Here is a 26,246-nt window from a genome sequence, read left to right as displayed (position 1 = left end):
GTAGTTTATGCAACGTAGTTTATGGATTCTAGTCAACTCAGCTTTATTACTTGCCCTTGTGGTTATATTGCTCGGTGGCTGGACTCGTATAAATTATGCTGGGTTAGGCTGTCCAGATTGGCCGGGATGCTACGGAACACTCGTACTACCAAACGAGCCTTCACAACTACAGCAATTACAAGCCTCATTCCCCGGCCAGCCAATTGATACCTACAAAGGCTGGCTAGAAATGACTCATCGTTATGCAGCAGGTACATTAGGTTTACTGATATTGGCCATCGCCGTAATAAGCTATAAAGCCCGCAAAATAGGACTTTCTTTGGGGTACCTTCCCACGTCTTTGTTAATTTTAGTTACCCTGCAAGCACTGTTTGGTATGTGGACGGTCACGTTAAAGCTTCTCCCCCCCATTGTTACCTTACACCTACTTGGTGGCCTACTCACACTTACACTTTTATTTATGTTCCGTGCCAAACTCCACTTAAAAAGCATTTATACAACCCAACCAACGTCACCCTCTAATAAACCGTTACCACAGTTATCATTTTCTGCTATTCGAATGAAAATTATAATCGGCGTTGTGCTTCTTTTTTGCCAGCTCGCACTCGGGGGCTGGACCAGCGCCAACTATGCTGGCTGGGCATGCCCTGACTGGATAGTTTGTCATCAAGAAACAAATATAGCTCTGGATTTTTCGCGTGGTTTTGAGCTATCGACTGACCTTGAAGCCAACTACGAAGGCGGACTATTACCATTAGAAGCCCGTGCCGCCATTCAAATGACGCATCGAGCCATGGCCTTGCTATTGATTTGCTACTTGCTGTGGCTTGGATGGAATCTATACAAAGTTTCCAGCGCTTTTAAACGCCCTATTCAATTAGTTTTGATCCTGGCAATATCACAAGCAGGCCTTGGCGTGGCCAACGTCATCTGGGCTGTCCCATTACCATTAGCAACCGCACATCATGCTGGAGCCGTAGGCTTATTACTTGCCATGCTGTGGCTTTACCAACGCAGCACTCGATTCTCAAAAGGGGTCACTCATGCAGCACTCTAATTTAGAGCATATTAACCATAGTTCTCATTCACCCAGCGCTGAAGCAGCTTCACATTGGCGAGACTATTTAGGCCTTTGCAAATTAAAAGTAGTAGCTGTGATGCTGTTAACAGCGCTGGTCGGAATGTGCTTAGCCGTTCCAGAACTACCCGCCTTTAGCACGTTGTTCTGGGGGCTCAGTGGTATAGGGCTTGCTTCATGTTCAGCCGCCGCAGTTAATCACGTTGTTGATAGTCGAATTGATGAAAAAATGGCAAGAACACGCCACCGTCCCCTTCCACAGGGGAAAATAACCCACCAGCAAGCCCTATTATTTGCTGCTGTTATTGGGATCATAGGAATTGCTTCGCTCGTTATTTTTATTAACGTGCTAACCGCGTGGCTCACACTGGCCTCGCTCATTGGATATGCAGTGATTTACTCAATGTGGCTCAAGCGTGCTACGCCACAAAATATTGTGATTGGCGGTGTCGCAGGAGCAGCCCCCCCCTTATTAGGCTGGGTTGCTGTGACAGGGTCACTAGAACCCAACAGCCTATTATTGATGCTAATCATCTTTGCGTGGACTCCTCCGCATTTCTGGGCTTTATGTATTGCACGCAAAGCAGACTATCAAAAAGCTGACGTTCCAATGCTTCCCGTCACCCATGGAGAAGCCTTTACCAAGCTACAAATCATTCTCTATACCCTATTGATGGTCGCCACTACCGCGTTTCCTTATCTAACTAAAATGAGCGGAGAACTATACCTCATAGGCGTCGTTGCACTTAACTTACGCTTTATGCAATGGGCTTGGTGGGTATACAACAGCGACGATAAAAAAGTAGCCATGGGCATGTTCAAATACAGCATTACCTACATCATGATGCTATTCGTTGTATTACTTATTGACCACTACTATGCATTTTTTTCATGATGATAACGGGCACCAAATAGAATTTTAAGGATCAAAAATTCCTGAGTAGTAATAAAGGAAACAGCAATTTAGAAAACGCAACTGATAGGCGTGTCACCCAGGGGGGCGATAGCGCCATAAGGGAGAGTACACATGTTTATTCAACATATGATGGGCATCCTATACCACCCAAAAACTGAGTGGGGGGTGATAAAAAACGAACACTATTCTGCAACGCATGTGTTCATGGCGCAAATCAGTATATTGGCAGCTATACCCGCGATATCGCTGTTTATAGGTACCACACAAATAGGTTGGAGCATCACCGGAGGTGAGTTTGTTAAATTACAAACATCTAGTGCGATGATGGCCGCCGTCGCTTTTTACTTTGCTATGTGGATTTCCGTTGGCCTCATCGCTTATGCCATACGCTGGATGGAAAAAACCTACGGTGGAGAAGCGGCTTATGAAGACTGCCTGCTCTTAACCACTTTCACAGCTACACCGATGTTTCTTGCTGGCCTTGCAGGGCTTTATCCAATGCTATGGTTAAACGTTATGGTGGTGTTAGCAGCGCTGACCTACAGCATCTACCTTCTCTATACTGGCGTTCCCATCATCATGCAAATATCTGAAGATCGCGCTTTCTTATTTGCGTCATCAGTACTCACTGTGGGCTTATGTGTACTCGTGGGGTTAATGGTCACTACTGTCATCCTTTGGAGCACAGTCATACCACTTAATTATATTTCAGGCTAGATCACACATGACATAGGGCTGATTTGTATATAACAACGCATACCCCAATAAAAAACCTGGATACTTCATAAGTATCCAGGTTTTTATGTATCTTAGTCATTTATTAACGGCATAAGCGTTGACGATAAATTACCACTTACCGATCACGTTGATAAACACGCCTCGACTATCATAATTCAAATCGGTTAGATCATCCGAAAAGTCTGTGAAGTTGTAGCCCACACCCGCTTTCATGTTGTCACCAAAATGTCTATATGCAGCAAGCAGAGCACCAGAGCGTGTATCTTTCGCCTCTTTCACATCAAGAATGCGGATCTCAGCCAAAGCATCCCAGTGCTTCACGACATGCCAGTCTATACGTCCAATGGCTAACTGAGCGGTACTTTTAAACCATTCACCTTCTCCCCGCCCAGCTCGTAATTCGCCAAGGCGCACTGCATACTTCCCACCAATTGACCAACGTGGTGTTAAATCATAAATACCATCAACGGAAAATATATGGCTTCGCTGTTCAAACTCGTTTTGCTGTCCCCCAGCGGTAAACTGGTTGGAAGGTGCTTGGTCAGATAAATATTTATACTCAAACAATGTATTCAATTTATCATTGCTCACAGGGCGATAAGCATAACCAATAAGTGCTTCTAAATAATCTGCATCATAAAAGTTTCCCTCATCGCTATCACTAAACGCAAGATCCAACTGCAACCGCAGACGCCAATCTGGATCAACTTGGTATGTTAAATGATTACGCGTTAACCAACTGTCTCGTCGTTTACTGTCTGTATCATCACGACGAAACTCCAAATTCCCACCGTATTTAACATCTTCGTTAGCGTAGTTCACTGCCACACTCGCAGCATGGCGCTTTGTTACGCTTGTATCCGTTTCAATTTCACCACTTTCAAATGCAAGCCCAAAATTCCAGGACTCATTGGGTGTTAAGTCAACGCCATAAGCATGAGTTAAGCCATCACCATTATCACCGTGCAGGTAATGCTCTTCGCCATATACACTCACCCAATCAGAAAAGCGGTTACGCACCCCCGATACTAACTTTCCTTGTCGATTGCCAATACCACTATTAGCATTATCAGGGTCTAAAGCATAATTTAAATAGGTAGTCGTTCTATCAGTCATTCGATAGTCCGTTCCCACTAAAGCACCGAACCCACCATCACCCTCAGAAACTTCACTGTTTATACCCAAGCGGTCATTAATTTGATAATGACCACCTATCCCTCCACGATTATTTCTTTTACGGTCACCTGTTCGCTCTAACGTACCTTGTACAAAACCATAAATACCTAAATCCTGATTGAGCCCATAATCAGCCTGAACTGCCAAATCAGTTCGATCACCGTCTGCATTGCTAGCTGACTTGCCCGTATTATCTTGTCGACTTTCATTTCGGAGGCCTGCACTTATAGTCCAATCATCGTTGAGCTCATGCCGAACTCCAATTTCTGTCGTCTCTGTATCAACACCTTCACTCTGCTTGGTAACATCATATTCAACATTCATTTCGTCATGTTCAGTCAATGGGAATGCAATATTGGCACCCCATTGATTGGTGTCATAATTGGTAAGTTGTCCAGGCGCTGAGAACCCATCTTGACGACGTCGAAAATACACATGACCCACACCATTAGTTTCAAAACCAATATCATTTAAACGAAATCCGCTTTCCAGCTGGTAAGCATTTGCAGACTTATCATTAGCTGTATTTAGTCCGGTTGAAGTGAAGTTATAACCACCATCAATAGAACTGTTACTGCTAATACCCGGACCTTTGGTCCTTGCTGCTTCAAAACGCAAGTACGTTTCGGGGGTTTTCCTAAAGAGCACATCAACACCCTGAAGATCTTGATCATTATTTGCTGTTTTTTGATGTGATCCTGACACACCTAAACGAAGCGAATCATTCAACCAATGTGTTGCTCGCCCACCCGCAGCAAGATTACTAAAATCAGTTAAACTACCAACATATTCATAGTTCACCACTAAGAAAACAGGATGACCTGCATAGTTTCCTGCTCTAACTAACGCACTGTCATTTGCAGTAGATGGCAAAGGACGCGTTAATACAATTCGCCCTTGAATCGCATCTTCTTGGTAATCTTGGCCAGCAACCAGATTATTCACACTCAGCACAAGACCTGAGTCTTTATCACGTACTTCTACTTGTACACGTTCAGATCCAGTAACAATATCTTGATGAGCAAGGTAGTAAAGAGACCCTCCTGTCGCTCTAAATTCCTCAGCAGCGCTCTGTGTTCCAGGCTCTGCAGCGAACACATTAATTTGGGTTTTACTTTCGCTATCTGATGTAAAGTGTTCGCTATTCCAATCAATAACCGCACCATATAAGCCGCGATTAATTTGAGCTAAATCCGTTTCTTGTTGCACTATTTTGAAGTTACCCCACATAGCGTGGGAGCGCTTATCTTCAATTTTGGCGTAAAACTTCCCTTGCGTTGGCGCATCTTCAATAATAGTGCTGTCATCACCATAAACAGGATAGTACGTCGTATCATCCAACCGTCGTAACAAACTGCGCGGGTCTTTATCCATGAAAGTGGAAAAAAGATCACGAAAGCGTTGCTCACGGGTATCTGCACTAGCAGTTACTGTGTACTTATCTCGCCACTTTCCTTTGGTATAAAAAGCTAACCGCCCATCAACAAAAGAGCTGTTATCAAGATGATAGTCATTCGTCACTTCTTGTGCAGCACCCTTCGCACGATAACGGCCAGCAGTGATATCAACCATGCCGACGTAAAACCAATCATCCTTTTTAAATTCAATATCTCGCCAAAATAAAGTGCCATTGCTCTGCTCATCTAATGCAGCAACTTCTATTGTATGACGCCCCCTAGGAACAATTTGCTGTGCAACAAATCTACCACTAGCATCTACAGGTATTTGCTGCCCCATCAACACAATCCTATGCCCCGCAGGAACCGCGTTTCCATGAACTGTCACAGAACCACCAACAACCGATATATTTTGCTGCGCTAAACGAGTATTACCATAAGCTACATGCTCACTTTGCTGAGGTTTCAGTACGTCATCATCGACAACATTATGCTCATCCACCCGGGTAAGTGGTAGATTCGTCGTTTCATCAAATCGACCTTTCGCATCATAAACACGAAGTTTATATTGCATTGAGCGAGGAGCACCTACTGGCACTTCCCACTCCCCGGCCAGCGCTTCATTGAGAGGAACGATTGCGAACGGCGCTCCATAAGAAGAATTACTCTGATCAAAAACCCGAACTTCTGCACGACCAATCCATGCAAGATAATTGCTATACGCTTGAAACTGTACTGTTTCATTTACCATTGCTGTCGCTTGCCACGCGCTAACATCTAGTAATGGTTTTGCTGCAAGATTGTCATACTGCAATCGGATATTAGTACCCGCTAAGGCCACATCAGTACAACGCTGCGAATCCTCATTATCCTTCGCATCACTACCCACAGGTTGACCATCTATACTAACGGCGAATCCACCTACTTTCTTTGCCACAGGTTGCACATCACCCGAACAGATTAATTGGCGGCTCATTGATGCGGACACATTCTTTCTAGGAGGTTGTGCCACATCGTCATACCAAATCGTCATTTCAACCCGGCGATTTTTCTTCATTCCTGCAGGCGATGCATTACTTGCAACTGGCTGTGTATCTCCCTTGCCGCTAATACTAATAACATCATCAGACAAATCTAAAGCCTTCTGAAAATAATCAGCAACCGCTTTAGCCCGCGCCTCAGATAAGTTTTGATTATCTTTAAACCACCGCTGCGTCCTGACAGACAATCCTTGGTTATCGGTATGTCCCTCAAAGCTTAACTTTAAACCTCTCTTATTTTTTAGCTGGTCAACCAAACCTGATATACGCTTAATCATATCGGGATGAAGATCCGCGTTAGCAGAGTTAAAGTTCGCTGGTGTGGACAGATCTAACTCAACGGCTCTTAACTCGTCTTTAGCATAAACTTGCGAACGGGTCTGCGGCACAGGCGGTAATGCCCACAGAGTTACGGATGCTTTAGGCAAAATACGTTCAGCATTCTCAGCCACCTTAGCAATTAATACCCGACTGTCATCGGACATTGCAGATTGCTCACGCCATTGTGGATGTTCACAATCCGTTTGTTTTTTACCAACAGGGCAGGACTGTTCAGCAACTACATTAGTAGACAACCCAGCCATAGCTGTCGATACCATTAACCATAAAATAGAGCGATTCATTATTTAGCCTTCCCTGTTATAAACTTCGTCGTTAAAGCGCCATCACGAGCAAACAGTTCCTGCTCAATAGTCAAAGCATAATTGGCACAGTCACACTCTTGCCAAAGTTTGGTTAATACATCAGAAAAAACGTGCATTCTTTGTTTAGCTTCTGTTTTATCTTCTTCAGGTTGCAGCGCATAACTCAACCGTATTTGTGTAGGTTGTTTCTGTAGTTCCGTCAGCAAATCGACTAACTGCTTATCAGCAACACGCGTAAGAGCGCTGTCTTTAAATGCAGTGTGATCTATATCTAGACGGAGCACCCGATGCAAACCTGCACCAAAGTTAAGCTTGGCCAGCTTGCCGCGGGTCAAGCGCACCACACGTGGATTTTCAGTTGTAACGCGATACCCCGAAGGCAATGTTCGCTCATCAAGTTTAAGAATGAAGTTTGAGCCATGTATTTCATTTGGCACATCTGCGCAGGCGACATGAAAACGACCGTACTCATCGGTGGAAATGAGTAATCCACGAGGGGTAGCCACACGAACTCCAGCTAAACCAGGCTCCCCATCATCTTGGTACCCGTTTATATTTTGATCATCAAACACCTTACCGATTAGATCAGAGCAATCGAACAGAGGGTCTGGCACTAAGCGCACTGTAGCCGACGCGATATTAGATACCGTAGTGCTTGTTACACTGTCTGCCGTCCATGTTTGATTAACATAGTCACCTTCGCTAACCCCTGATCCTACAATCGCAGTTAGCGTGATGACTTGTTCTTCACCTATGTTTAAGCGAGCTACAGCCCAGGTTAATTGGCGGCCTTCAACAATAGGCTCTTGAACTGTGCCATTTATGGTTGCAGAGCTTTTTACATATTTAAACCCTACGGGTAGTTGGTCTCGAATCAGTAGATTATTCAGCACCACGTCTGCAGTGTTTTTTACAGTCAATGTATATGGAACAAGCTCACCACGACGCACATCTTTTAGCGGCGTTGTTTTGCTCATAACAATTGAACCACTTGATGCCACTATAGGATCAATAGGGATATGGTTTTTCAAAATGGGGGCTGAAATACCATTAGTTATAACAAAACCGAAATAATACTGCGTACTGTTACTTCCCCCCGGAATCATACCTTCACATGCACTAGGATTATGTAACGGTATACCCAAGGCAGGCGCACTATCACTCGCTTGCACTAAGCCAGGAGTGATAGCACCACCAACATTAAGCGGTACACCATTGGTACCTGCTAAACAGGCAGGGATCAAAACAGAAGGAGCAGGAATATAACCATTTGGATATTGTGTTACCTCCAGTGTATAAACACCTGAAGGAAACCCATTTTGTAAAAAGAAAGAATACAACCCATCACTACCCGTAACTTGAGTGCCAATACCTCCAACCAAATGAGTTACAGGATCAAATCCAGCAGGCCCTTGTATTGTAACTTCAGCACCCGAAACAGGCTCCCTCGTTACCGCATCATAAACCACCCCAGAAGGATCCAGCGGTAGATTTTGTTCGGTAATATAATCACCAGACTCAAGCGTAATGCCTGTTATCACATTACGTGAGACCTGACCCGCACTGCCTCCAGAAATAGCTTCGGTCGCTAACGTGTTTCCTTCTTTAGTAAATGTAATTGAAAAATCTGAACCTAAAGGCAACCCTGCTTCATAGCCAGGGCAGTTCAAATTATCAAACTGATAAAAGCCATTTGCATTGGTTGTTACCTGACATATCGTATTTCCATTTTGAGCTAATACTGCCGTCCAATTACCTTGCCCCTCTAAGGATCCGTCTGTTGGGCGAACGCGCACGCCCTCTCGATCAAGGTATACATAGCCATTGATAATAGGAGGCACTAAGCCCAAGGTTTCAGAATCAAGTTCGCCAAATAAGTAGATATCAATAATACCTTTAGCGCTTTCAATTAGTTCTGCTGTTACAACAATTTGAGCAATGGTATTTTGGTACGCTTGGCTACCAAACGTATCACCATTTACAGAACCACCCGCCTCTCCTGCGGTTTCTTTACCATCTAAATAAAGCATTGAACCATCTGCTGCCAACGGTAAGTCAGCATGCGTTTCGACAAGTGCATAGGTACCTGGAACAATACCCTCAAAGTTGAAATACCCCGTTGCTGATGTCTTTTGCGTACAGTTGCTTATAGAGCAAATATCTACGCCATCATTGGTCATACCCGAAAGAGTAACCGTTATATTTGGAATACCCTGCTCACCCGCATCTTTCTGGCCATTGTTTCTGCCACTATCGCTGGTATCTGCATACACAAAACCTTGTAAACCAGACGTAGGAGTTAGCGGTTTTTCTAATTCGCCAAAATCATAATCACTAAGTGCCGTACCTGCTGGAAGACTAATCAGTGTAAATGCATCTGTCAGTTTACTGTTTTCATCAACCACACCTACTTTACTTTCCTTACCATCTGCATAGTCAGTAGGATGTGTTTGCCTGACAACATACCCTTTGCCGTCATCAGGAGAGACATTGTCAAAAACATAGTCCCCTTTCTCATCTGTCATCGTTGTGACGTTTATAGGATTCCCACTATTATCGGTTCCTATTAGCATCAGCGTAACGCCTTCTATACCAGCCTCTTCGGTTTCTTGAAGACCATTGTCATTTCCATCAACGTAGACTGTTCCAGAAATTGAAGACGTGGTCGCAGGTACTTCAGCTTCCTCACCAAAATCATAACCCGTTAATGCAGACCCAGCAGGAAGACTCAATATTGCTATTAGGTCCGTTTGACGACTGCCTTCTTCTACAACACCTCCAACACTTTCTTGACCATCTGTATAACCTGCTGGATGTGCTTCGGTGATGGTATAGCCATTACCATCATCAGGATCAATATTGTCAAATAGATAGAAGCCATTCCTATCAGTCTGAACAACAACGTTCACCGGTTTACCTGTTTTATCAGCTCCCGTTAGTGTAAGAGTGACACCTTCAAGCCCCGGTTCATCAGCCCCCTTGAGGCCATTCTTATCATGATCAATATAAACAGTTCCAGTGATGCTGGAAGAAGGCTGAGGAATGGTTCCACCTTCACCAAAGTTGTAATCAATACCATTCACTCCGGCATTCAAGACAACATGACTGATCACATCATTTACAGTCGCGGCATCACCGCCACCTATTGAGCCATCAGTATCCTTACCATCAAATAGCCCTGCAGGTTGAGTCTCAGTAATGCTGTAGCCTGTCGTATCAGACTTTGGCAACCCTGTGAAAATGTATTCTCCATTGGCATCCGTCGTAGCCACACGATTGATCACATTGGCAGCGTCATCAAGTCCCGTCAGTACTAACGATGTACCAGTAACACCCGTCTCCCCAGCACCATCAATGAGACCATTGTCATTCCCATCTCTATAGACATTGCCTGCCAGGCTCCCACCCAACTCACCAAAGTTATAATCAATACCCGACTGGCCTACCGCTAATACAACTTTTGAGAATTTTTCTATTCCAACAAGGCCTGTAGCACTACCGGCAACGGTCCCTTTTGACTCTTGCCCATCTTGCCATAGTACAGGCTGAGCCTTTTCAGTAACCGTGTAGCCAGAAGCATTACTTGGTAATAAATTAATAAAGCTATACTGACCATTAGCATCAGTAAGCTGTTCTAAATCTATTGAATCACCGTTGCTGTTTGTGCCAGTTAAACCAATCCTTACTCCAGCAATTCGAAGTGATTCATCACCATCTAATACGCCATCGTTATTAACATCGACCCATACCAAGCCTGATATTGATGGGACAGGAATTTCTGCAAAATCATAGCCCGTGAGGGTTTCATTTGTGGCCAAAACAACGGTGGTAATAACATCACTAGCACGACTTCCCGTAACTAGGTTCGTGCCAGTAGCGCCGCCTTTATTATCCAAACCATCAGCGAAACCTGCCGGTTGAGTGGTCTCTGTAATGGTATAGCCATCAACGTTACTGGCAGCGATATTGTCGAAAATATAATCGCCACTCGCATTTGTTGTTTTCGTGATATCGACCAATTGAGAAAATGCATCCGTCCCTGTTAGACGAACTTGAACGCCCGTAATTCCTGTATCACTTCCAGCTTGAGTACCATCATCATTGAAATCGGTAAAGACTGTACCCGCAATTGATGATTTTTGAGCAGTCACTGTATCGCAAATATTAACGTTATCAGATGGTACAGGATCAACCCCCGTTAGCCCTGTTGTGCCTGTTGAGTCAGGTCCTGTATAAGCAGTTGCACAGTTTTGATAATTACCCGCTTGGCTAACTTTCACGGGAACCGAAACATCAACAAAATCACTGCTGGCTAACGCATCACCAACACCAAAATCACAGGTCAGCGCTTGCCCAGCTACGGCACACGTACCCGTTGACCCGTCGCTATCCTTAACCCATGTCGCATTGCCATCAAGACTCATGTTCGCGGGAAGAGTATCAAACAAAAATGCCTTATAAGCAGGCCCAGGGCCTTGGTTAGTCACTCTAATGGCCCAGTTAAAAGGCTCTGTTACTTGTATGTTTGCCTTAGAAGCGTTTTTAGTGACGGCTAAATCTACTTTAACCCTAACATTGGTATTTTCATTTTCTACATTGTTAACAGGATCAATTTCATTAGCCGATACTGTCGCCACTGTTCTGTATGTATCGGTGACACCAGCTAAAGGCGTATCGATAAAGCGATATTTTAAATAGTGGAAATAGTCATCATTAACATCCAGCTGCCCATTAGTAATACCGTCATCTTCTAGTTTGCATGTGGTAGTTAATGATGCGCCTCCAGCAGTACCTGTAATCGTTTGGCGGCCTGCCAAACTACAAATACCAGCGCCTTCAGCGCAGCTTCCATCAACGCTATCGTCACATAAAAAAACGGCGCGCTTCCCTTCTGGAGGAGTCATTTCATGAGTGAACTGTACTTTTGTTGCTAAAGAAGGGCCATTGAAGTTAGTTACTTTGATTTCATAAATAACATCATTACTTGAGCTATCACCTCCGCTTGCCATATCCCATCCTAATGGGTCAGGCCCAATAGGAGATGGTGAGTCACTGTTCTCGATGGTGAGTTCAACCGAAGAGGCGGCAACGTTCAAAGTAGCATCCGCACGGTTATTAGTATCAACCGATGAGGCTAAAGCTCCCCCTACGGCTATTTCTCCATTCCCATCACCATTTGCATCATTTATTTCCCAGGTATCTATTGCAGCCCAAGCATCATTAATGAGTACTCTCGCTGGATCACCCACCATAAAGTTTGGCCGCACTTTATATTTAACGGTATAACTTGTCCCTGCAGGAATGGCCGCCCAAGTACAGGTACCCGAAACAGCACCAGCAGCGTTATGTACAGACCCATTACTCATTGCACCAGCAATGGCACAGCCACCTGTAACGGTAATCGTATCGACCGTAAAACCTGTATCATTTACAGGAATAGTAAATGTATCTGTTAATACAACATTTGCAGCCGCTGACGGCCCTATATTGGCCACTTCAACAGTAAAGGTACTAAAAGCACCGGCCTCTATTAAACTTGGGCTAATAGTTTTCGTCACTCGAATATCTGTTTCAGCATTAATGGTGACTAAATCAGTATCGCGGTTATTAGCCGTATCACTATCTCCCTGCGTTGTAGACCTAACAGTTGCTACCACTTCTAAGCCATTACCATCTTTCAAAGGCCTTGTTGCTTGCACTAAAAATGTTGCAACGCCATCACCATCAGAAAATGTTCCCGCCGTTTGGTTACATACTACGCTTGATGTACCCGAACATACCCAATCCACAGTACCTTCAGTAAAGGTAACGCCTAACGCCACACCATTAACAGTAACGGCCGTCGCTGACACGGGGCTTGTTCGAGTAAAATAAATGTTACCCATATCAAAGCGAAGTTGTGCATTATCAGTATCTATAGCTGCTGAAAGGTTATCCACAGCTATGGTAAAGACGATTGAATCTTCATTATTATTGAGGGTCGAGTTGTTATCTCCACCCGCATTTACATTTGTTATATCGACGCTTAAATCGGGTGAATTAACAACCAACTCTGTTACATTTACCGTGTCAGATTTACAATTATTAGTGGCATCAAAGTCTCCGACATCATCAGGGTCCCTCACTGTGCCATCATAGCTAGAGCATGCCTGATTGTTTATAAGCACATCGCCTGAAGCAGGGTTACTCGTCGATATAATAACTAAGCTAGGCGCGGTTGCGCCTACATTTAGCGCATTTGCATAACTACAAGTAACATTACCCGTTACTCCATCGGTACCAGCACATGTCCAGCCATTTGCGCCATTAGCTACTGCTGTTGCAGCAGCACTGTAAAACTCATTTACATCTAAATTATCAACAGCACCAACGCTTCCTGCTGGCGCATCAAGCGGGCCATTATTTTTCACTCGTATCGTGCTTGTTAAGGTATCACCAGCTGCGACGGGCAAGTCAGGAGTAATGTTTTTAGAAGTCACTTCTAAATCAAGCCCAAAAGGAGTGATATCAATATCATAGGTCACGGCATTATTAGCTTGTCGTTCTGTTGCTTCGGCTGTTGTGGTTGTAATTTCAGCAGGCAAGTTAGCACATGAATAACTACCATTAGGGTTCGCAGCACACAACACTCCAAGCGTAGTTAAATCAAGCGGAACATCAGCTGTTACGGTGATATCATCTGTTGCAGCAATACTATATGTACTCGGGCGAGTACACGTCACATCACCACCAACCGCACCGCAACTCCAACCCGCTCCAGCGGCAACTATATTACTAAATCCTGAAGGGAGTGACGTGGTCACTGTTGTAGCTGCAGAAGCTGACGGGCCGTGATTTCTAGGACGCAGTATAACGGTAGCTGTACCTCCCGCTGTTACTGTATACGAAGCGCTGTTGGTTGTGACAGCGACATCCGTCCCTGGAGCAATAGTAACGTCTACTTGCGTCGCATCGTTGTTGCTATCAGGGTCAGTAGTCAGCGCAGAGCTAACCGCAAATGCAGAAGGCACGTTACCATTACTTGCCCCTGTAACACTGCCTTTAAATATAAAATGAGATGAAGATGAATTTTTAGCCAAGGCACCTCGTATACACGTGAGAACGCCACCTCGTCCATTACCATCGGCACCAGCATGTGAGCATGACCAACCATTCGCTGTTGTCACACTTGTATATGTCATTACAGCCGATAAGGTAACGACAACCTTTGCATCGGTAACGTCATCTAACCCTAAATTTTTAACGTACACATCATAACTAACATCCCCTCCGCCAATAACAACTGAGTTATCTCCAGATGTTGTCGCAGAAGACACCAAAGAAGGGCCATCTATAATAGCTAAATCAGCTCCGTTATTAATACTCGTATTCTGGGTTTCTTTATTATTCGTTCCCCCATCTGGACTACTGCTCGTATTGACAGGCGTGTAAACATCACCATCACCTGTTGCCCACGCTGCAACGTTTATCGAGCTAGCAGCACCCGAATAAACAATAACAACATTCTTTGTTATTGCCCCATTACCACCCGCTAATGTCCCAAGGTCACAAACAACAGCATCAAAATCTGGGATACCACCACTATCATGATCATAGTTAGCTTGAAAGGCACATTCAGCAGAGGATGCCGCTGCATTAAAAGCACTATCCGAAGGCATAGGAAATACGAGCACGCTATTTGTGGCGGCATCTATTCCTAAGTTATTTGTTGTAACCGAATAGCTTATATTTCCACCTCGAATACCTGGATCACTTCCAGAATCATTCAAGTCTGACACTAATAAATCAACAGCCGCGAGGGTTATCCCAGAAAAACAGATAAGCAGCAACGTTAGAAAACGAATAATATTTTTCACAGAAGGCATTCCAATTTATTATCACAGGTGGAAGCCACTATTCGCTGCTTATTATCATAAACAAACAAACCACAGTGCCCAACATGGATATTCAAGAATAAAAATTTAATTAAGCGTAGCAGCTAAAAAAAAAATCATAAGAAAATTAGTAAGATATTTACACTAATTAACGTAGACAATTAGCGACACAGAATGGATATAGATGCAGATTAGAGACATTCATTAATTAGATAATTAAGTATCGATAGAAATTAGAGACACTTATTTAGAAGTAAGCAAATTAACCTTAATAAAATAATCTATTAGATCTCACTGCTGATTTAAAGAGTTACTTGTCATTCCAGACACTCAAATTTGAGGGAAACATTAGTTCAAACAGTAAAGTAAAACAGCTCACATATAATCAAAATACATATTCATTGCTATGCTTAAAGGTTACTTCAACTAAACGCACAAGAGTCATTAGCAAGCCTATAAACTGCATAAAAACACACTCTGAAAACTAAAAAGCCCCGAATACTAGATAAGTACCGGGGCTTTTTTGACTTACTAGTGCTTAGCTATGAGTAAATTTTGCATCTGTATAGATACGGAATGCAGCTTCCCAGACAGGGCCAACTTTCCCATTGCCCACTGGCTTTCCATCAATTGCAGAAATAGGAGCAATTTCTTTAGATGAGCTACTGATCCATACTTCATCAGCGTTATATACTTCATCCATAGTCACTGTTCGCTCTTCAACCTTAATTGAACCATCCGCGACTAGACTATCAATGATGATGCGGCGTGTAATGCCTGGCAAAATCTGATTATCTTGGATAGGCGTGATAACAACACCGTCTTTAACGATGTAAGCATTGACAGAGCTACCTTCCGTTAACTCATTATTAGCGTTATACAGTAAGCACTCACTGTTACCGGATGCGTGACCTTGTTGAAAATGCATAACATTGCCCAACAATGCAGTGGATTTGATATGACACCTTTTCCAACGAAGGTCTTCTGACGTCGTTACTGTATACGCATGTGCTTTTTCACGATCAACTGGTTCAGGGTCTTTAATACCGAATGTAAAACAAAAAATAGTGGGTTCTACATTTTCAGGATATGCGTGAAAACGCTTAACATCAGTACCGCGTGAAACATGTACATACACGCCTAAATTGTTAGTTGCACCTTCGTTACGTGCAATGAGATCATCCAGAAGAATTTTCCATTCGTTGGCAGACTTTTCGCATTTAATTTCAATTGCAGCCAAGCCATCAATCATGCGCTCAATATGAGGAACTAAACCAACAGACTTACCGCTGTAATATGGGATGACTTCATAGATACCATCACCAAACAAGAATCCACGATCCAGCGGCGAAATGCGGGCTTCTTCCAACGGAAGGTATTCACCGTTTAAGTATGCGATGCTCATATGTAGTTACCTCTTATTATGCTTGCTATGGGTACTTGCGGACGATTGAGCGACAGCTCCTGTGTAAGGGCTGCCAAGTCTGCAGAGTATTCGTTGAAGACGTGCTTGAAAGCAAAACTGCTTCACTGATTAATAAAATTGAAGACGGTTTATATTACAAAAAGTGGATTCTTTGCAAGCATCCAATCAATTAAATAAAAAACACCTATAAACACAAAAAAAACAGATGATTTATCTAAAAAATCATTTATGAACAGACAATAAACCCACTAACAAATTCACTCTAAAGTCGCATCCCCAGTATTCTCATTAGAAAACAGATCCCATCCTAACAAGAATATCCTAACAAATGAAAGCGCCTTAAAAGAAGGTTAGTGCGACGCTCTAAATGCCCCTGCACTATTAAAGCCCCCACTGTAACAATATACTCTACTGCAATGTTCTTCTTGTGGTGCCCAATAACACTATGCGTCTACGCAACCTTTCTACGTTTATTAAAGTCGCTCGTCTTGGCAGCTTTCATGCAGCCTCGCAGCAACTCCATGCAAGTCAACCCGCCATCTCTGCACGTATCATTGCGTTAGAAGAAGAGTTGGGTGTCCAGCTATTTATTCGTGATAAGAGCGGTACAAGAATCACTGCGTGGGGAAGCCAACTTTTACCGTATGCTGAAAAGCTGATTGCCATCAGTCAAGAGATGAAAGCTCAAGTTAATCACGATAAGCCACAAAAAGGCACATTGCGTATTGGGATCGCAGATACCCTTGCACACTTGTGGTTATCATCATTGCTAAAACACTGGCAAGAACTACACCCACTGATCTCATTCGAACTAACAAGCGACGTGACTCCCACTCTAATTCGCCAGTTGCAAAATCATCAAATTGATTTTGCTCTGATGGTTGCAGAACAGAGTATCCCACCTAACCTAGTGGTCGATCCGTTATGCAATTACCCTCAATGCTGGGTGGCCACGCCTGGGAACCCGCTTATAGATAACACTCTTTGTACTATTGAAGACTTAGCGACAGCGCCAATATTAAGCTTCCCGCGAGATAGCCGCCCTTGGCATTACTTACAACAATTATTTGGTGCGTTAAATGAGCCGCCTGTCATCCATACCTGCAGTTCAGTGGCTAACTTACTCAACCTTATTCGCCAAGGTGTTGGTATAGCCTTATTGCCAAGACCTTTGGTAGAGCAGTCAATTCAAAGTAAGGAGTTAATTGCACTTACAACCCAAGTAGAACCACCGGCATTAGCTTTTTGCTACAGCTGGCGGCTCGATGATGACCGCACCTTACCCAACCTACTGGCTGATGACAGCCGAGCCATTATGCAGTTCCCTGTACCTCTATCCTCAAATAGCTCTTCCTCCTAGTCTGGTAAAGCCATTATAGACTTCCCCTCACACCGAAAATAATTTTAAATTCGCCAGATTAACGCATTGAGGATACTAGGATGGCATCCCCCACAGAAAGATAATCCATTTTCAGAAGAGTGGAGACATAAATTAATTTTGTATGCTACTTTGGTGTGAGCCCCTTACTAAAATATTTATTTTGATTAATGGATTATCTTCATAATGAAAAAGTTATTACTATCAATTGCACTTTCTTTTATGGCAGTGACGAGCGCACATTCTAGAGTGGTAACAGGCGTAGGAACCGATTGGGCACCACATATGGGATCAGAATTAATAAATGGTGGCGCTATGTCTGTCATTGTTAAAGAGGCATTTAGCCGAACTGGCCATGGAGCAGAATTTAAATTCATCAATTGGAATAGAGCGCTAAAGAACGTTAAAGAAGGAGAGAATGATTTTATAATCGGTGCATATTATGGAGACGAGAGAGCCTCTACTTACCGTTATAGCAACCCAGTGTACAACGTAGACTTAGGACTGGTTGCGCTAGACACACTTGGGGTTGATACCGTTGAAAACTTACAAAACCTAAAACCCTATAAAATTGGTGTCAACCAAGGGTATGTCTACTCTAAAGAGTTCGATACTGCAGACTACCTTAATAAAGTACAAGTATCCTCACCGACGTTGAATATCCGAAAACTCTATCGAAATAGAGTGGATATGGTTGCTGGCGCGTTTGATGTATTGCGCTCTATCGCAATAGAAGAGCAACAAGACACAATTAAACTGGTGTTTATCCAACCTCCTCTTCAAACAAATGCACTCTATATAATGGTTTCTAAATCTATTCCTGATAGTGAAAAAATTGTCAGTGACTTTAATAAAGGTTTGCAGTTAATGCGCGTAGACGGAACGCTTGATAGAATTCTAAGAGAATATTTAGGCCGTTAACATTATTCCAGCCCCTCATTATATGCCCATTTCTCAAGCGGTGAGTTAACTCATAAATAAACAGAGCGCAGCAACAGAGATAGCAGAAAAATTAAATCAATAAGAGATAACTTCAATACAGACTAAAAGCACTGTTGATGCGCAATGTTAATTAGCAAGTAAGCTATTTAGCAATAATCTGACGAAGCTGCTGCAATACCGCCTCACCTTCACATGGATCTAATCCGTCTTCGGTTAATTCATTTTGCCGTGTGACGCCATCGACACTGCCAAGACCAGAAAGATATTCTAAGATTTCACGTGGTTTAACTGCCGCTAACAAGTCAATGTCATTCATAACACTGAGCATGGCCATAATGCCATAAGCTCCCCAGTTAGAGACATCTGCAATCAACAACTCATCAACTTGCGTCGTAGCTGAGACAATATCCAAGTCTTTCAACGCGTCGGTAATATTACCCATACCGATTTCATTGCCACCATCACCAATACCAATCGTTGGACACTTCGCATTGTTAATAAAGGTATCAAAGCACGCCGTACGCTCGCTGATGCTTTCGCCACGCATGTTGTAGTAGCCACCATCTGCTGCTTGCCCAGGTCGCTCAATAGACAACACCGCATCAGGCTGGAAGTGATATAAGGCTTTAAACGCTTCTAACATGCGTTCTTGGTGCTCACCAACACGGATCTCATGAACGCGATAATTTTTCATCAACGCCTGAGATACAGGAGGACCACACACAATAACCGGGGTTGCTCCTAGCGTTTCTAACGCATTGTAAAGCGCAATTGCACCCACAGGGCCATCGGTCTCGAAGGTATCAATCACCGGAAAGCCGGTACCAATCAACACATGTCCTTTACATTTATTAAGGATACGCGCAGCACGTAAGTAATAACCCGTCTGCAAGGCAGGCTGTACCGTTTTCATGCCACGTAAGTTTCTTGCTACTAGCGCATCTTCAACCTGTAAGCTCAAAGCCGCTTCATTTAATCTACATTGATTAGTCATTTATTATTCTCCGGAATTAGGGTCAAGCTCAGGCTATTTGTTGTAGCGACGTGTTGATAAACCGTCGCTGAGCCAAGCAATTGATGTTGTGAGCCTTCTCCAGGCTAATCTCTTCAAAGCGGATCTTCGCTCCCGGCATTCTTTGTGATAGTTGAGCAGTATCACGCGAAACAACAGAGCCAATTTTTGGGTAACCACCAATAGTCTGGCGATCATTTAAGAGGACGATAGGTTGTCCATCAGCAGGAATTTGAATAGCACCATGGCAAATCCCTTCAGAAAGAATACCGTTAAGCTGAGACTTTACCGGCTGCCCTTCTAAACGAAACCCCATGCGATCAGCGCGGCTAGATAACACATATTCACTTGAAAAGAACAAACGCTGCTGCACACTATCAAAGGTTCGGTGCTGATAGCCCAGAATCACGCGTAAAGTGACATCAGCGTTATAGTCGGGTTGCTCAGATTCAGGCAATGCCCAAAGAGCAGTCGGGCGATGTGCCTGACAAGGTAATAAATCACCCTGCTTAAGTTTATCGCCACTCAATCCGCCGACCGCTTCACGCGTAACCGTTGCCGTACTGGAAAAGCTCTGGCCTATATTAAAGCCACCCGCTACCGTCAAATAAGCACGCGAACCTGAAGTAGCAAATCCCAATTCAATTTTGTCGCCAGCTTTTACCTTATGAGTACACCAGCGAGCTACATCTTGACCATTAATCTTGAAAGGCATATCTGCGCCAGTAACCGCCAGAGCAGTATCAACTTGAGCCTCAAGCACAAGCCCGCCAATACTTACTTCCAAACCCGTTGCATCGAGTTCATTACCGCACAGGCGGTTAGCCCATTTAAATGCTTCACCATCCAGTGGCCCTCCGGTTGTCAGGCCGATACGATGCTGACCATAACGCCCTGCATCTTGGATAAGGGTTAGTAAGCCAGGTTGCTTAACTAAAAAACCACTCATAGCTCACCTCCCAATGCCAAAAACTCAGCGCGCTCAATCGGCGAAAAGCGTACACGATCTCCGACCTGTACAGGCATCGTAGGATCCGCTTCAGGATTAAACATACGCGTTGGGCACAATCCAATCAGATTCCAACCGCCAGGAGAGACTGCTGGATATACCGCCGTCTGGCGATCAGCAATAGCCACAGCTCCACGAGGAACCTTAAGACGGGGCGTACTTAAACGTGCAGCAGCAATACGAGGATCAACTTCACCTAAGTAAGCAAAGCCTGGCGCAAAACCAATGGCATACACGCGGTATTCCATCTCACTATGGATTTTAATTACTTCAGCTACTGTCAGTTTTGCATTCTCTGCCAAAGCCTCAAGATCAGGGCCAGATTCTGCACTGTAATAGACGGGCAGTGTGATAATCTGGCCGGCCTGCAGCTCGGCATCGTCAAGCTGCGTAAGTGTTTCGCGAATATGGCGGCGCACTGCGTAGTGATCAGTTTTGAACTGATCATAAATCACCAACAGCGATGCATATGAAGGCACCATATCTATCAAGGTATCAGCCATCACTGTTTCTAGCCTAGCAGCGGCTTGCTGTACTTGAGCCGATACCAGAGGATCAGTGGTTTCGCCAAAATAGATAATCAGGGAGTTTTCGCCTGCAATTTCAACGTTCATTTTGCTGCTGTTCCAGAATTACCATCTTCAGAGATCAATTGACGAATCTCCTCGATAGCTTGCACACCGGCAAGGTTATCACCATGTACACATAAGGTATCAGCATGCAGGTTTAGGGTATGGCCACTGACGCTGGTAACCGTACCGGTATTAGCCAGCTGAATAACCTGCGCCAACATTTTCTCTCTGTTATGCACCGCACCTTCTTTTGTGCGAGACAGCAACTTACCATCATCGGCATAGCAACGATCTGCAAAGGCTTCAAACCACAGATTCAAGCCCCATTGAGCCGCTTCAGCACGATGTTTTACCGCATCAGGCGTACCCTGCAACATCAAAAAAATGGGACGATGATAACTAGCAACCGCTTGCATAATACTTTTACGTACCGCGTCATCAGCCATCATGTCGTTGTATAGAGCACCATGCGGTTTTACATACGCCAGAGACAAGCCCATGGAAGCTGCCATGCCATCTAAAGCAGAAATCTGATACAACATGAGCGCTTGAATCTCAGCATCATTGGCTTTAATAGATCGACGCCCAAACCCTACTAGGTCGGGGTAACCCGGATGAGCACCAATGCTTACACCATGCGTTTTAGCAAGCTGTAGCGTTTTTTGCATAACAAGCGGGTCGCCCGCATGAAAACCACACGCAATATTAGCCTGATCAATATGCGGCATTACTGCATCATCCATTCCCATTTTCCAGGAACCGAAGCTTTCACCTAAATCACAATTCAATTTTAAAGACATTGTCATTCTCCCAGCAGCAATTACATAATCGCCAAATGACTGTTAGGAATATCCGTAACCAACATGTGGCCAGGACTATGAGTAATACAGAAAGGTGGGCGCGCTTGTTCTATTGCCACTTGAGGCGTAACACCACATGCCCAGAACACCGGCACTTCACCTTCTTTAATCGTCACTGCATCACCAAAATCAGGCTGATTAATATTATCGATACCGATATCAGCAGGGTTACCAAAATGCAGTGGTGCACCATGGACGGATGGGAAGCGTGTACAGATCTGAATCGCACGAATCGCATCTTTAGGCTTCATCGGACGCATGCTCACCACCGTCGTACCACTAAAGCGCCCAGCAGGACGACAGCCAATATTAGTGCGATACATAGGCACGTTGACACCTTCGGTGATATTGCGCACTTCTAGACCATCTGCAATCAATGATTCTTCAAATGAAAAAGAACAGCCCAGAAGAAAAGTGACTAGGTCATCACGCCAAAATTCACGAACATCTGTAACTTCCTGAGTGAGTTGGCCATTTTCATAAATACGGTAACGCGGAATATCACTACGGATATCTAGGTCTTTACCCAGATCAGGTAACAAAAAGTCGCCAGGGTTTGAGGACATACCAATAACTGGACAAGGTTTAGGGTTCAGCTGGCAAAACTGTAAAAAATCGTTCGCCCACTCTTTTGGCATAATCGCCAAATTACCCTGCACAAATCCTTGTGAATAACCGGAGGTATTACCTGTAAATTCACCACTGCGAATTAACTGACGAAGGTCGTAGGGAGAGATATTAACGTCCATAGCATGCCTCTAATCTGTTTACTTTTTAAACTACTTTGGGATCAGCATAGCTTGCTCTGTAAAGTAGCCCTGTGTCTAATGAAAAATAATTGTTACAACTGATAAGTTTTATCTATCAGATAAGTTTCCAAGCTATAAACACAAAAAAGGCCGATCAATTGATCGGCCAATGGAGGTTACACAGCCTTACTAACTAGCAACACAACTCCTAACATCACTGCCTGTTGATACAGGTACGGCAGCTTGACTCTCTTTAGGGTCAACTACACGTACAGTGGCTACTTTGTTTTGCGTAAAGAAATCGATACCCGCTTTACCCTGTACCTTGTTGTTACCTACTAATGAATCTTTAATGCCACCAAATGGCATATAAGGATGAGGGGCACAAATACCTACGTTAACGCCAACCATGCCGACATCAGCTTCATTGATAAATTTTTCAATGTTGTAGGCATTTTGAGTAAAGATGCAAGCACCATTACCCATCGGATGGTTCTTAATCATCCGTAATGCACCATCGATGCAACCTACTTTCATAATACTTAGCACAGGTCCAAAGATCTCTTCTTTAGCAATCTGCATGCAAGGAGTTACATCAGTAAATATCGTTGGGCCTACGTAATAGCCATCTTGGTTATCGCCTGAAACCGTAGGGCTACGCCCGTCCAAGAGCAGGGTGGCACCTTCATCTAATCCAATTTGAATGTATTTTTCGATGCGCTCTTTTGCCGCTTTAGAAATAACAGGCCCCATGAAAACATCAGGGTCCATAGCATCCCCCACTGTCACCTTTTCTGAGGCTTCTAATAAACGTGCAACAAACTCATCGTGAATTTCTGGGACGCAAGCAATGTTAGATACTGCTAAGCAACGCTGGCCAGCCGACCCGTAGCCCGACATCAAAACGTTCTCAACGAGTAAGTCCATCGGCGCATCATCCATCACTGCTAAGAAGTTCTTAGCACCCCCAAGCAGCATGGTTTTTTTACCATGACGCCCACAGCCTTGCGCTATTGCTTTTGCAGTAGGTGTAGAGCCCACCAAACAAACACCCGCTACTTTCTCATCGTCATACCACGCTTCGACAACCTCACGATCACCGTGCACGATGTTGACCACGCCTTTAGGTAAACCAATGGAGGTTAATAACTCCATAATCTCCTGCATGAACAAAGGCGACTCAGTCGACGGCTTGTAAACAAAGGTGTTACCAACACCGATAGCAAACGGAATAAACCAACCAAATACCAGTGCAGGGAAGTTAAACGGCGCAACACCACAAAAGACACCCATTGGCGCTCTAATAATACGGCCACTGATGTTCTTAGCGATACTCGGTACTGTTTCGCCCTGAATTAGAGCAGGAATAGTACAAGCCATCTGTATAATTTCAATAACGCGCTGCACTTCACCCCGTGCTTCTGCGATATGTTTTGCTTGGTCTATGGCAATAGCTTGAGCCAGACTTTCTTTACGCTCGACCATAGCTAAATGCATAGCAAAGATATAATCCATGCGCTTAGGCAGCGGAGTATCACGCCATGCAGGGTAAGCTTCGGCAGCGGCAGCGGTGGCTGCCCGAGAAGACTCTTCGTTACCTAAAGGAACTTCGCCCAGCACGGCCCCAGTGGATGGGTTGTACAATGGTGCCGTTTCAAGCGTGTGGTTTTCAATCCATTCGCCATTAATAAAATCACGAATTTTGTAATAGGGAGTCGTTGCGCTCATGGTAACCAAGCCTCATGCGTTCAGCTAACTATGTTGATGCTGTATTTCCAACAACCATCGATAGTATCGCTATTTCAGAATAGCCCTAGTGTAGGGGGCTATTGATTAAGCACAGAGAACCAGTTGATTCACTTAACCCTTAAAGCTGGTATCACACCTTAGAATGAAAAAGGAACCAGATTACAGTGATCGACAATCACTCAAAGAAACCATTTTATTCCTAGCTATTACCCCAATACCGATTAATCAACTGCGCTAAACGATCGATACCAGGCTCAATTTTCTGTGATGCTATTGAGCTATATCCTAATTTGAAACAGTTTAACAAGGGAGCCTTCGCATAATAAATTTCACCAGGTTCAATCAATATACTGTCAGCCCTAGCCCGTTCAGAAAGCTCTCTAGAATCCAACTGCGCAGGCCCTTCAATCCAGTAGGAGGAACCCCCAAATGTAGGTGGATTTGTACTATTAGGAAGGTGTCGCGCCAATGCTTCTCGCATGAGATGCCAACGCTCTTTATACATCAGACTCTGACGATTAATGAGCGCATCGTAATAACCACGCGCAATAAACAATGCAACGGTTCGTTGATTATTCATCGGCGCTTGGCGAAGCATTAAACGACGTAAGGCATGCGCCTCTTTAATCAGCGCCTCATCTGCTACCATGTAGCCCAATCGCAGCCCCGGTGCCAAGGTTTTAGAAAAGCTCCCGACATAAATTACTCGTCCAGCATGGTCAATACTTTTTAATGCGGGGCACGGTGTGCCTGTGAAATTAGCTTCAGCTTCGTAATCATCTTCAATAATTAAAAAATCATCTTCTGCGGCTTTCAGCAATAGATGCTTTCGACGTTCCAATGTCATCGTTACCGTAGTAGGGAATTGATGGCTAGGGGTAACATAAATACAATCACACTCCGACAAACGCTCATCAACTACCAAGCCTTCATTATCTAACGGGATAGGTACGACATTCGCTGGACGAGCTGCTGCAATATTACGCACATCCACATAACAGGGGTCTTCAATGCCAAACGTATCACCAGGGCGCAACACTAACTGTGAGACAAGATAAATAGCATGCTGCGCTCCAACGGTAATCAGGATTTGCTCAGGTTTGGCCCATATACCGCGTCTCGGTAAAATATGTGACTGAATATGCTCAATCAACATAGGATCATCCATTAACTGGTCTGATGCCCAATTACCTACTGCTGCTTCGGTTACAGAATCGCGACAACATTCTCGCCACTGCTGTATAGGAAAACTTTGTGGATCAAACTGCCCATAAACAAAAGGGTAGGTGTAACGCTGCCAGTGGCTTTGTTTCACGATATTACGCTGTTCACTAGGTTTGTGATGTAGAAATCGCTTCCAATTAACTTGATCATCACCGCTCACCTCACTACGAGGAAGCACTGCCTGCGCACGGTATTCTGGGTTGATGTAGTAGCCGCTTCGTTCACGTGAAATAATCACATTTTCACTAAGCATTAACTCATAAACACGAATGACTGTATTACGTGAAACACCCAGTAGCTCAGACAGTTTACGGCTTGAAGGCAATGCCATATCCACAGGAATATTGCCATTCAAAATAGCCGCCGTCAGCTGAGAGCGAATCTGCTGCTGTAGTGTTCTGCTGCTACCCGCTTCAAGATGGAACAAGTGGAATGGCATAAGTGATTAACCAACTATTGATA

15 protein-coding genes are annotated in these 26,246 nt (G+C 44.1%); 5 read left to right on the top strand and 10 right to left on the bottom strand.

The genetic code is table 11. The features are described 5' to 3' along the window. Positions 1–7 precede the first annotated feature (7 nt). From QZZ55_RS04235 to QZZ55_RS04225, 3 genes are all read left to right on the top strand, one after another. Positions 8–1,057 carry a COX15/CtaA family protein gene (locus tag QZZ55_RS04235; RefSeq protein ID WP_293265660.1) on the top strand — a complete coding sequence of 350 codons (1,050 nt, stop codon included), beginning with the start codon at positions 8–10 and terminating at the stop codon, positions 1,055–1,057. Further along, complete coding sequence (cyoE, locus tag QZZ55_RS04230; RefSeq protein WP_293265658.1) at positions 1,044–1,973, top strand: heme o synthase; 930 nt, start codon at positions 1,044–1,046, stop codon at positions 1,971–1,973. Before QZZ55_RS04235 ends, cyoE begins: the two co-directional genes overlap by 14 nt. Positions 1,974–2,105: 132 nt before the next feature. Further along, a complete protein-coding gene (locus QZZ55_RS04225) occupies positions 2,106–2,711 on the top strand; it encodes a Yip1 family protein (protein WP_293265656.1) in 606 nt (201 codons plus the stop codon). Between the two features lie 129 nt (positions 2,712–2,840). Here the strand turns inward: QZZ55_RS04225 and QZZ55_RS04220 are convergent, their stop codons facing one another. The 3 genes from QZZ55_RS04220 to QZZ55_RS04210 form a co-directional block, all read right to left on the bottom strand. Continuing rightward, positions 2,841–6,968 carry an OmpA family protein gene (locus QZZ55_RS04220; RefSeq protein ID WP_293265654.1) on the bottom strand — a complete coding sequence of 1,376 codons (4,128 nt, stop codon included), beginning with the start codon at positions 6,966–6,968 and terminating at the stop codon, positions 2,841–2,843. After that, entirely contained in the window at positions 6,968–14,845 is a 7,878-nt protein-coding gene (locus tag QZZ55_RS04215; RefSeq protein WP_293265652.1) for an SdrD B-like domain-containing protein, read from the bottom strand. Before QZZ55_RS04215 ends, QZZ55_RS04220 begins: the two co-directional genes overlap by 1 nt. Positions 14,846–15,401: 556 nt before the next feature. Then, the gene (locus QZZ55_RS04210; protein ID WP_293265650.1) at positions 15,402–16,268 is read right to left on the bottom strand and encodes an aminotransferase class IV; all 867 of its coding nucleotides are present in this window, start codon (positions 16,266–16,268) and stop codon (positions 15,402–15,404) included. Positions 16,269–16,734: 466 nt separating this feature from the next. Here QZZ55_RS04210 and QZZ55_RS04205 point away from each other — a divergent pair, with 466 nt between their 5' ends. Next, complete coding sequence (locus QZZ55_RS04205; protein ID WP_293265648.1) at positions 16,735–17,649, top strand: LysR family transcriptional regulator; 915 nt, start codon at positions 16,735–16,737, stop codon at positions 17,647–17,649. Positions 17,650–17,853: 204 nt separating this feature from the next. Beyond that, positions 17,854–18,588, top strand: coding sequence for a transporter substrate-binding domain-containing protein (locus QZZ55_RS04200; protein WP_293265646.1), 735 nt, complete (start codon positions 17,854–17,856; stop codon positions 18,586–18,588). Between the two features lie 163 nt (positions 18,589–18,751). Here QZZ55_RS04200 and QZZ55_RS04195 read toward each other — a convergent pair whose 3' ends face one another. From QZZ55_RS04195 to QZZ55_RS04165, 7 genes are all read right to left on the bottom strand, one after another. Beyond that, the gene (locus QZZ55_RS04195; RefSeq protein ID WP_293265632.1) at positions 18,752–19,603 is read right to left on the bottom strand and encodes a DUF4392 domain-containing protein; all 852 of its coding nucleotides are present in this window, start codon (positions 19,601–19,603) and stop codon (positions 18,752–18,754) included. Between the two features lie 28 nt (positions 19,604–19,631). Further along, positions 19,632–20,570 carry a biotin-dependent carboxyltransferase family protein gene (locus QZZ55_RS04190; protein ID WP_293265630.1) on the bottom strand — a complete coding sequence of 313 codons (939 nt, stop codon included), beginning with the start codon at positions 20,568–20,570 and terminating at the stop codon, positions 19,632–19,634. Continuing rightward, complete coding sequence (gene pxpB, locus QZZ55_RS04185; RefSeq protein ID WP_293265628.1) at positions 20,567–21,244, bottom strand: 5-oxoprolinase subunit PxpB; 678 nt, start codon at positions 21,242–21,244, stop codon at positions 20,567–20,569. Before pxpB ends, QZZ55_RS04190 begins: the two co-directional genes overlap by 4 nt. Next, positions 21,241–22,002: a 5-oxoprolinase subunit PxpA gene (locus tag QZZ55_RS04180; RefSeq protein ID WP_293265626.1), complete on the bottom strand. Its 762-nt coding sequence runs from the start codon at positions 22,000–22,002 to the stop codon at positions 21,241–21,243. The genes pxpB and QZZ55_RS04180 overlap by 4 nt, the downstream gene beginning before the upstream one ends. A gap of 20 nt (positions 22,003–22,022) precedes the next feature. Further along, the gene (locus QZZ55_RS04175; protein WP_293265624.1) at positions 22,023–22,811 is read right to left on the bottom strand and encodes a putative hydro-lyase; all 789 of its coding nucleotides are present in this window, start codon (positions 22,809–22,811) and stop codon (positions 22,023–22,025) included. A gap of 189 nt (positions 22,812–23,000) precedes the next feature. Next, positions 23,001–24,539 (bottom strand): CoA-acylating methylmalonate-semialdehyde dehydrogenase, encoded by a 1,539-nt coding sequence (mmsA, locus tag QZZ55_RS04170; protein ID WP_293265622.1) that lies wholly within the window; start codon positions 24,537–24,539, stop codon positions 23,001–23,003. A gap of 220 nt (positions 24,540–24,759) precedes the next feature. After that, complete coding sequence (locus QZZ55_RS04165) at positions 24,760–26,223, bottom strand: PLP-dependent aminotransferase family protein (protein WP_293265620.1); 1,464 nt, start codon at positions 26,221–26,223, stop codon at positions 24,760–24,762. Positions 26,224–26,246: the final 23 nt, after the last annotated feature.

Source organism: Neptunomonas sp., from assembly GCF_016744175.1.
Lineage (GTDB): Bacteria > Pseudomonadota > Gammaproteobacteria > Pseudomonadales > Balneatricaceae > Neptunomonas.
This window is presented reverse-complemented; position numbering and strand designations above follow the sequence as displayed.

What these genes read in the sequence shown, in the direction of transcription:
- QZZ55_RS04235 (WP_293265660.1), top strand. Translation starts at nt 8, where the DNA reads ATGCAACGTAGTTTATGGATTCTAGTCAACTCAGCTTTATTACTTGCC.
- cyoE (WP_293265658.1), top strand. Translation starts at nt 1,044, where the DNA reads ATGCAGCACTCTAATTTAGAGCATATTAACCATAGTTCTCATTCACCC.
- QZZ55_RS04225 (WP_293265656.1), top strand. Translation starts at nt 2,106, where the DNA reads ATGTTTATTCAACATATGATGGGCATCCTATACCACCCAAAAACTGAG.
- QZZ55_RS04220 (WP_293265654.1), bottom strand. Translation starts at nt 6,968, where the DNA reads ATGAATCGCTCTATTTTATGGTTAATGGTATCGACAGCTATGGCTGGG.
- QZZ55_RS04210 (WP_293265650.1), bottom strand. Translation starts at nt 16,268, where the DNA reads ATGAGCATCGCATACTTAAACGGTGAATACCTTCCGTTGGAAGAAGCC.
- QZZ55_RS04205 (WP_293265648.1), top strand. Translation starts at nt 16,735, where the DNA reads ATGCGTCTACGCAACCTTTCTACGTTTATTAAAGTCGCTCGTCTTGGC.
- QZZ55_RS04200 (WP_293265646.1), top strand. Translation starts at nt 17,854, where the DNA reads ATGAAAAAGTTATTACTATCAATTGCACTTTCTTTTATGGCAGTGACG.
- QZZ55_RS04195 (WP_293265632.1), bottom strand. Translation starts at nt 19,603, where the DNA reads ATGACTAATCAATGTAGATTAAATGAAGCGGCTTTGAGCTTACAGGTT.
- QZZ55_RS04190 (WP_293265630.1), bottom strand. Translation starts at nt 20,570, where the DNA reads ATGAGTGGTTTTTTAGTTAAGCAACCTGGCTTACTAACCCTTATCCAA.
- pxpB (WP_293265628.1), bottom strand. Translation starts at nt 21,244, where the DNA reads ATGAACGTTGAAATTGCAGGCGAAAACTCCCTGATTATCTATTTTGGC.
- QZZ55_RS04180 (WP_293265626.1), bottom strand. Translation starts at nt 22,002, where the DNA reads ATGTCTTTAAAATTGAATTGTGATTTAGGTGAAAGCTTCGGTTCCTGG.
- QZZ55_RS04175 (WP_293265624.1), bottom strand. Translation starts at nt 22,811, where the DNA reads ATGGACGTTAATATCTCTCCCTACGACCTTCGTCAGTTAATTCGCAGT.
- mmsA (WP_293265622.1), bottom strand. Translation starts at nt 24,539, where the DNA reads ATGAGCGCAACGACTCCCTATTACAAAATTCGTGATTTTATTAATGGC.
- QZZ55_RS04165 (WP_293265620.1), bottom strand. Translation starts at nt 26,223, where the DNA reads ATGCCATTCCACTTGTTCCATCTTGAAGCGGGTAGCAGCAGAACACTA.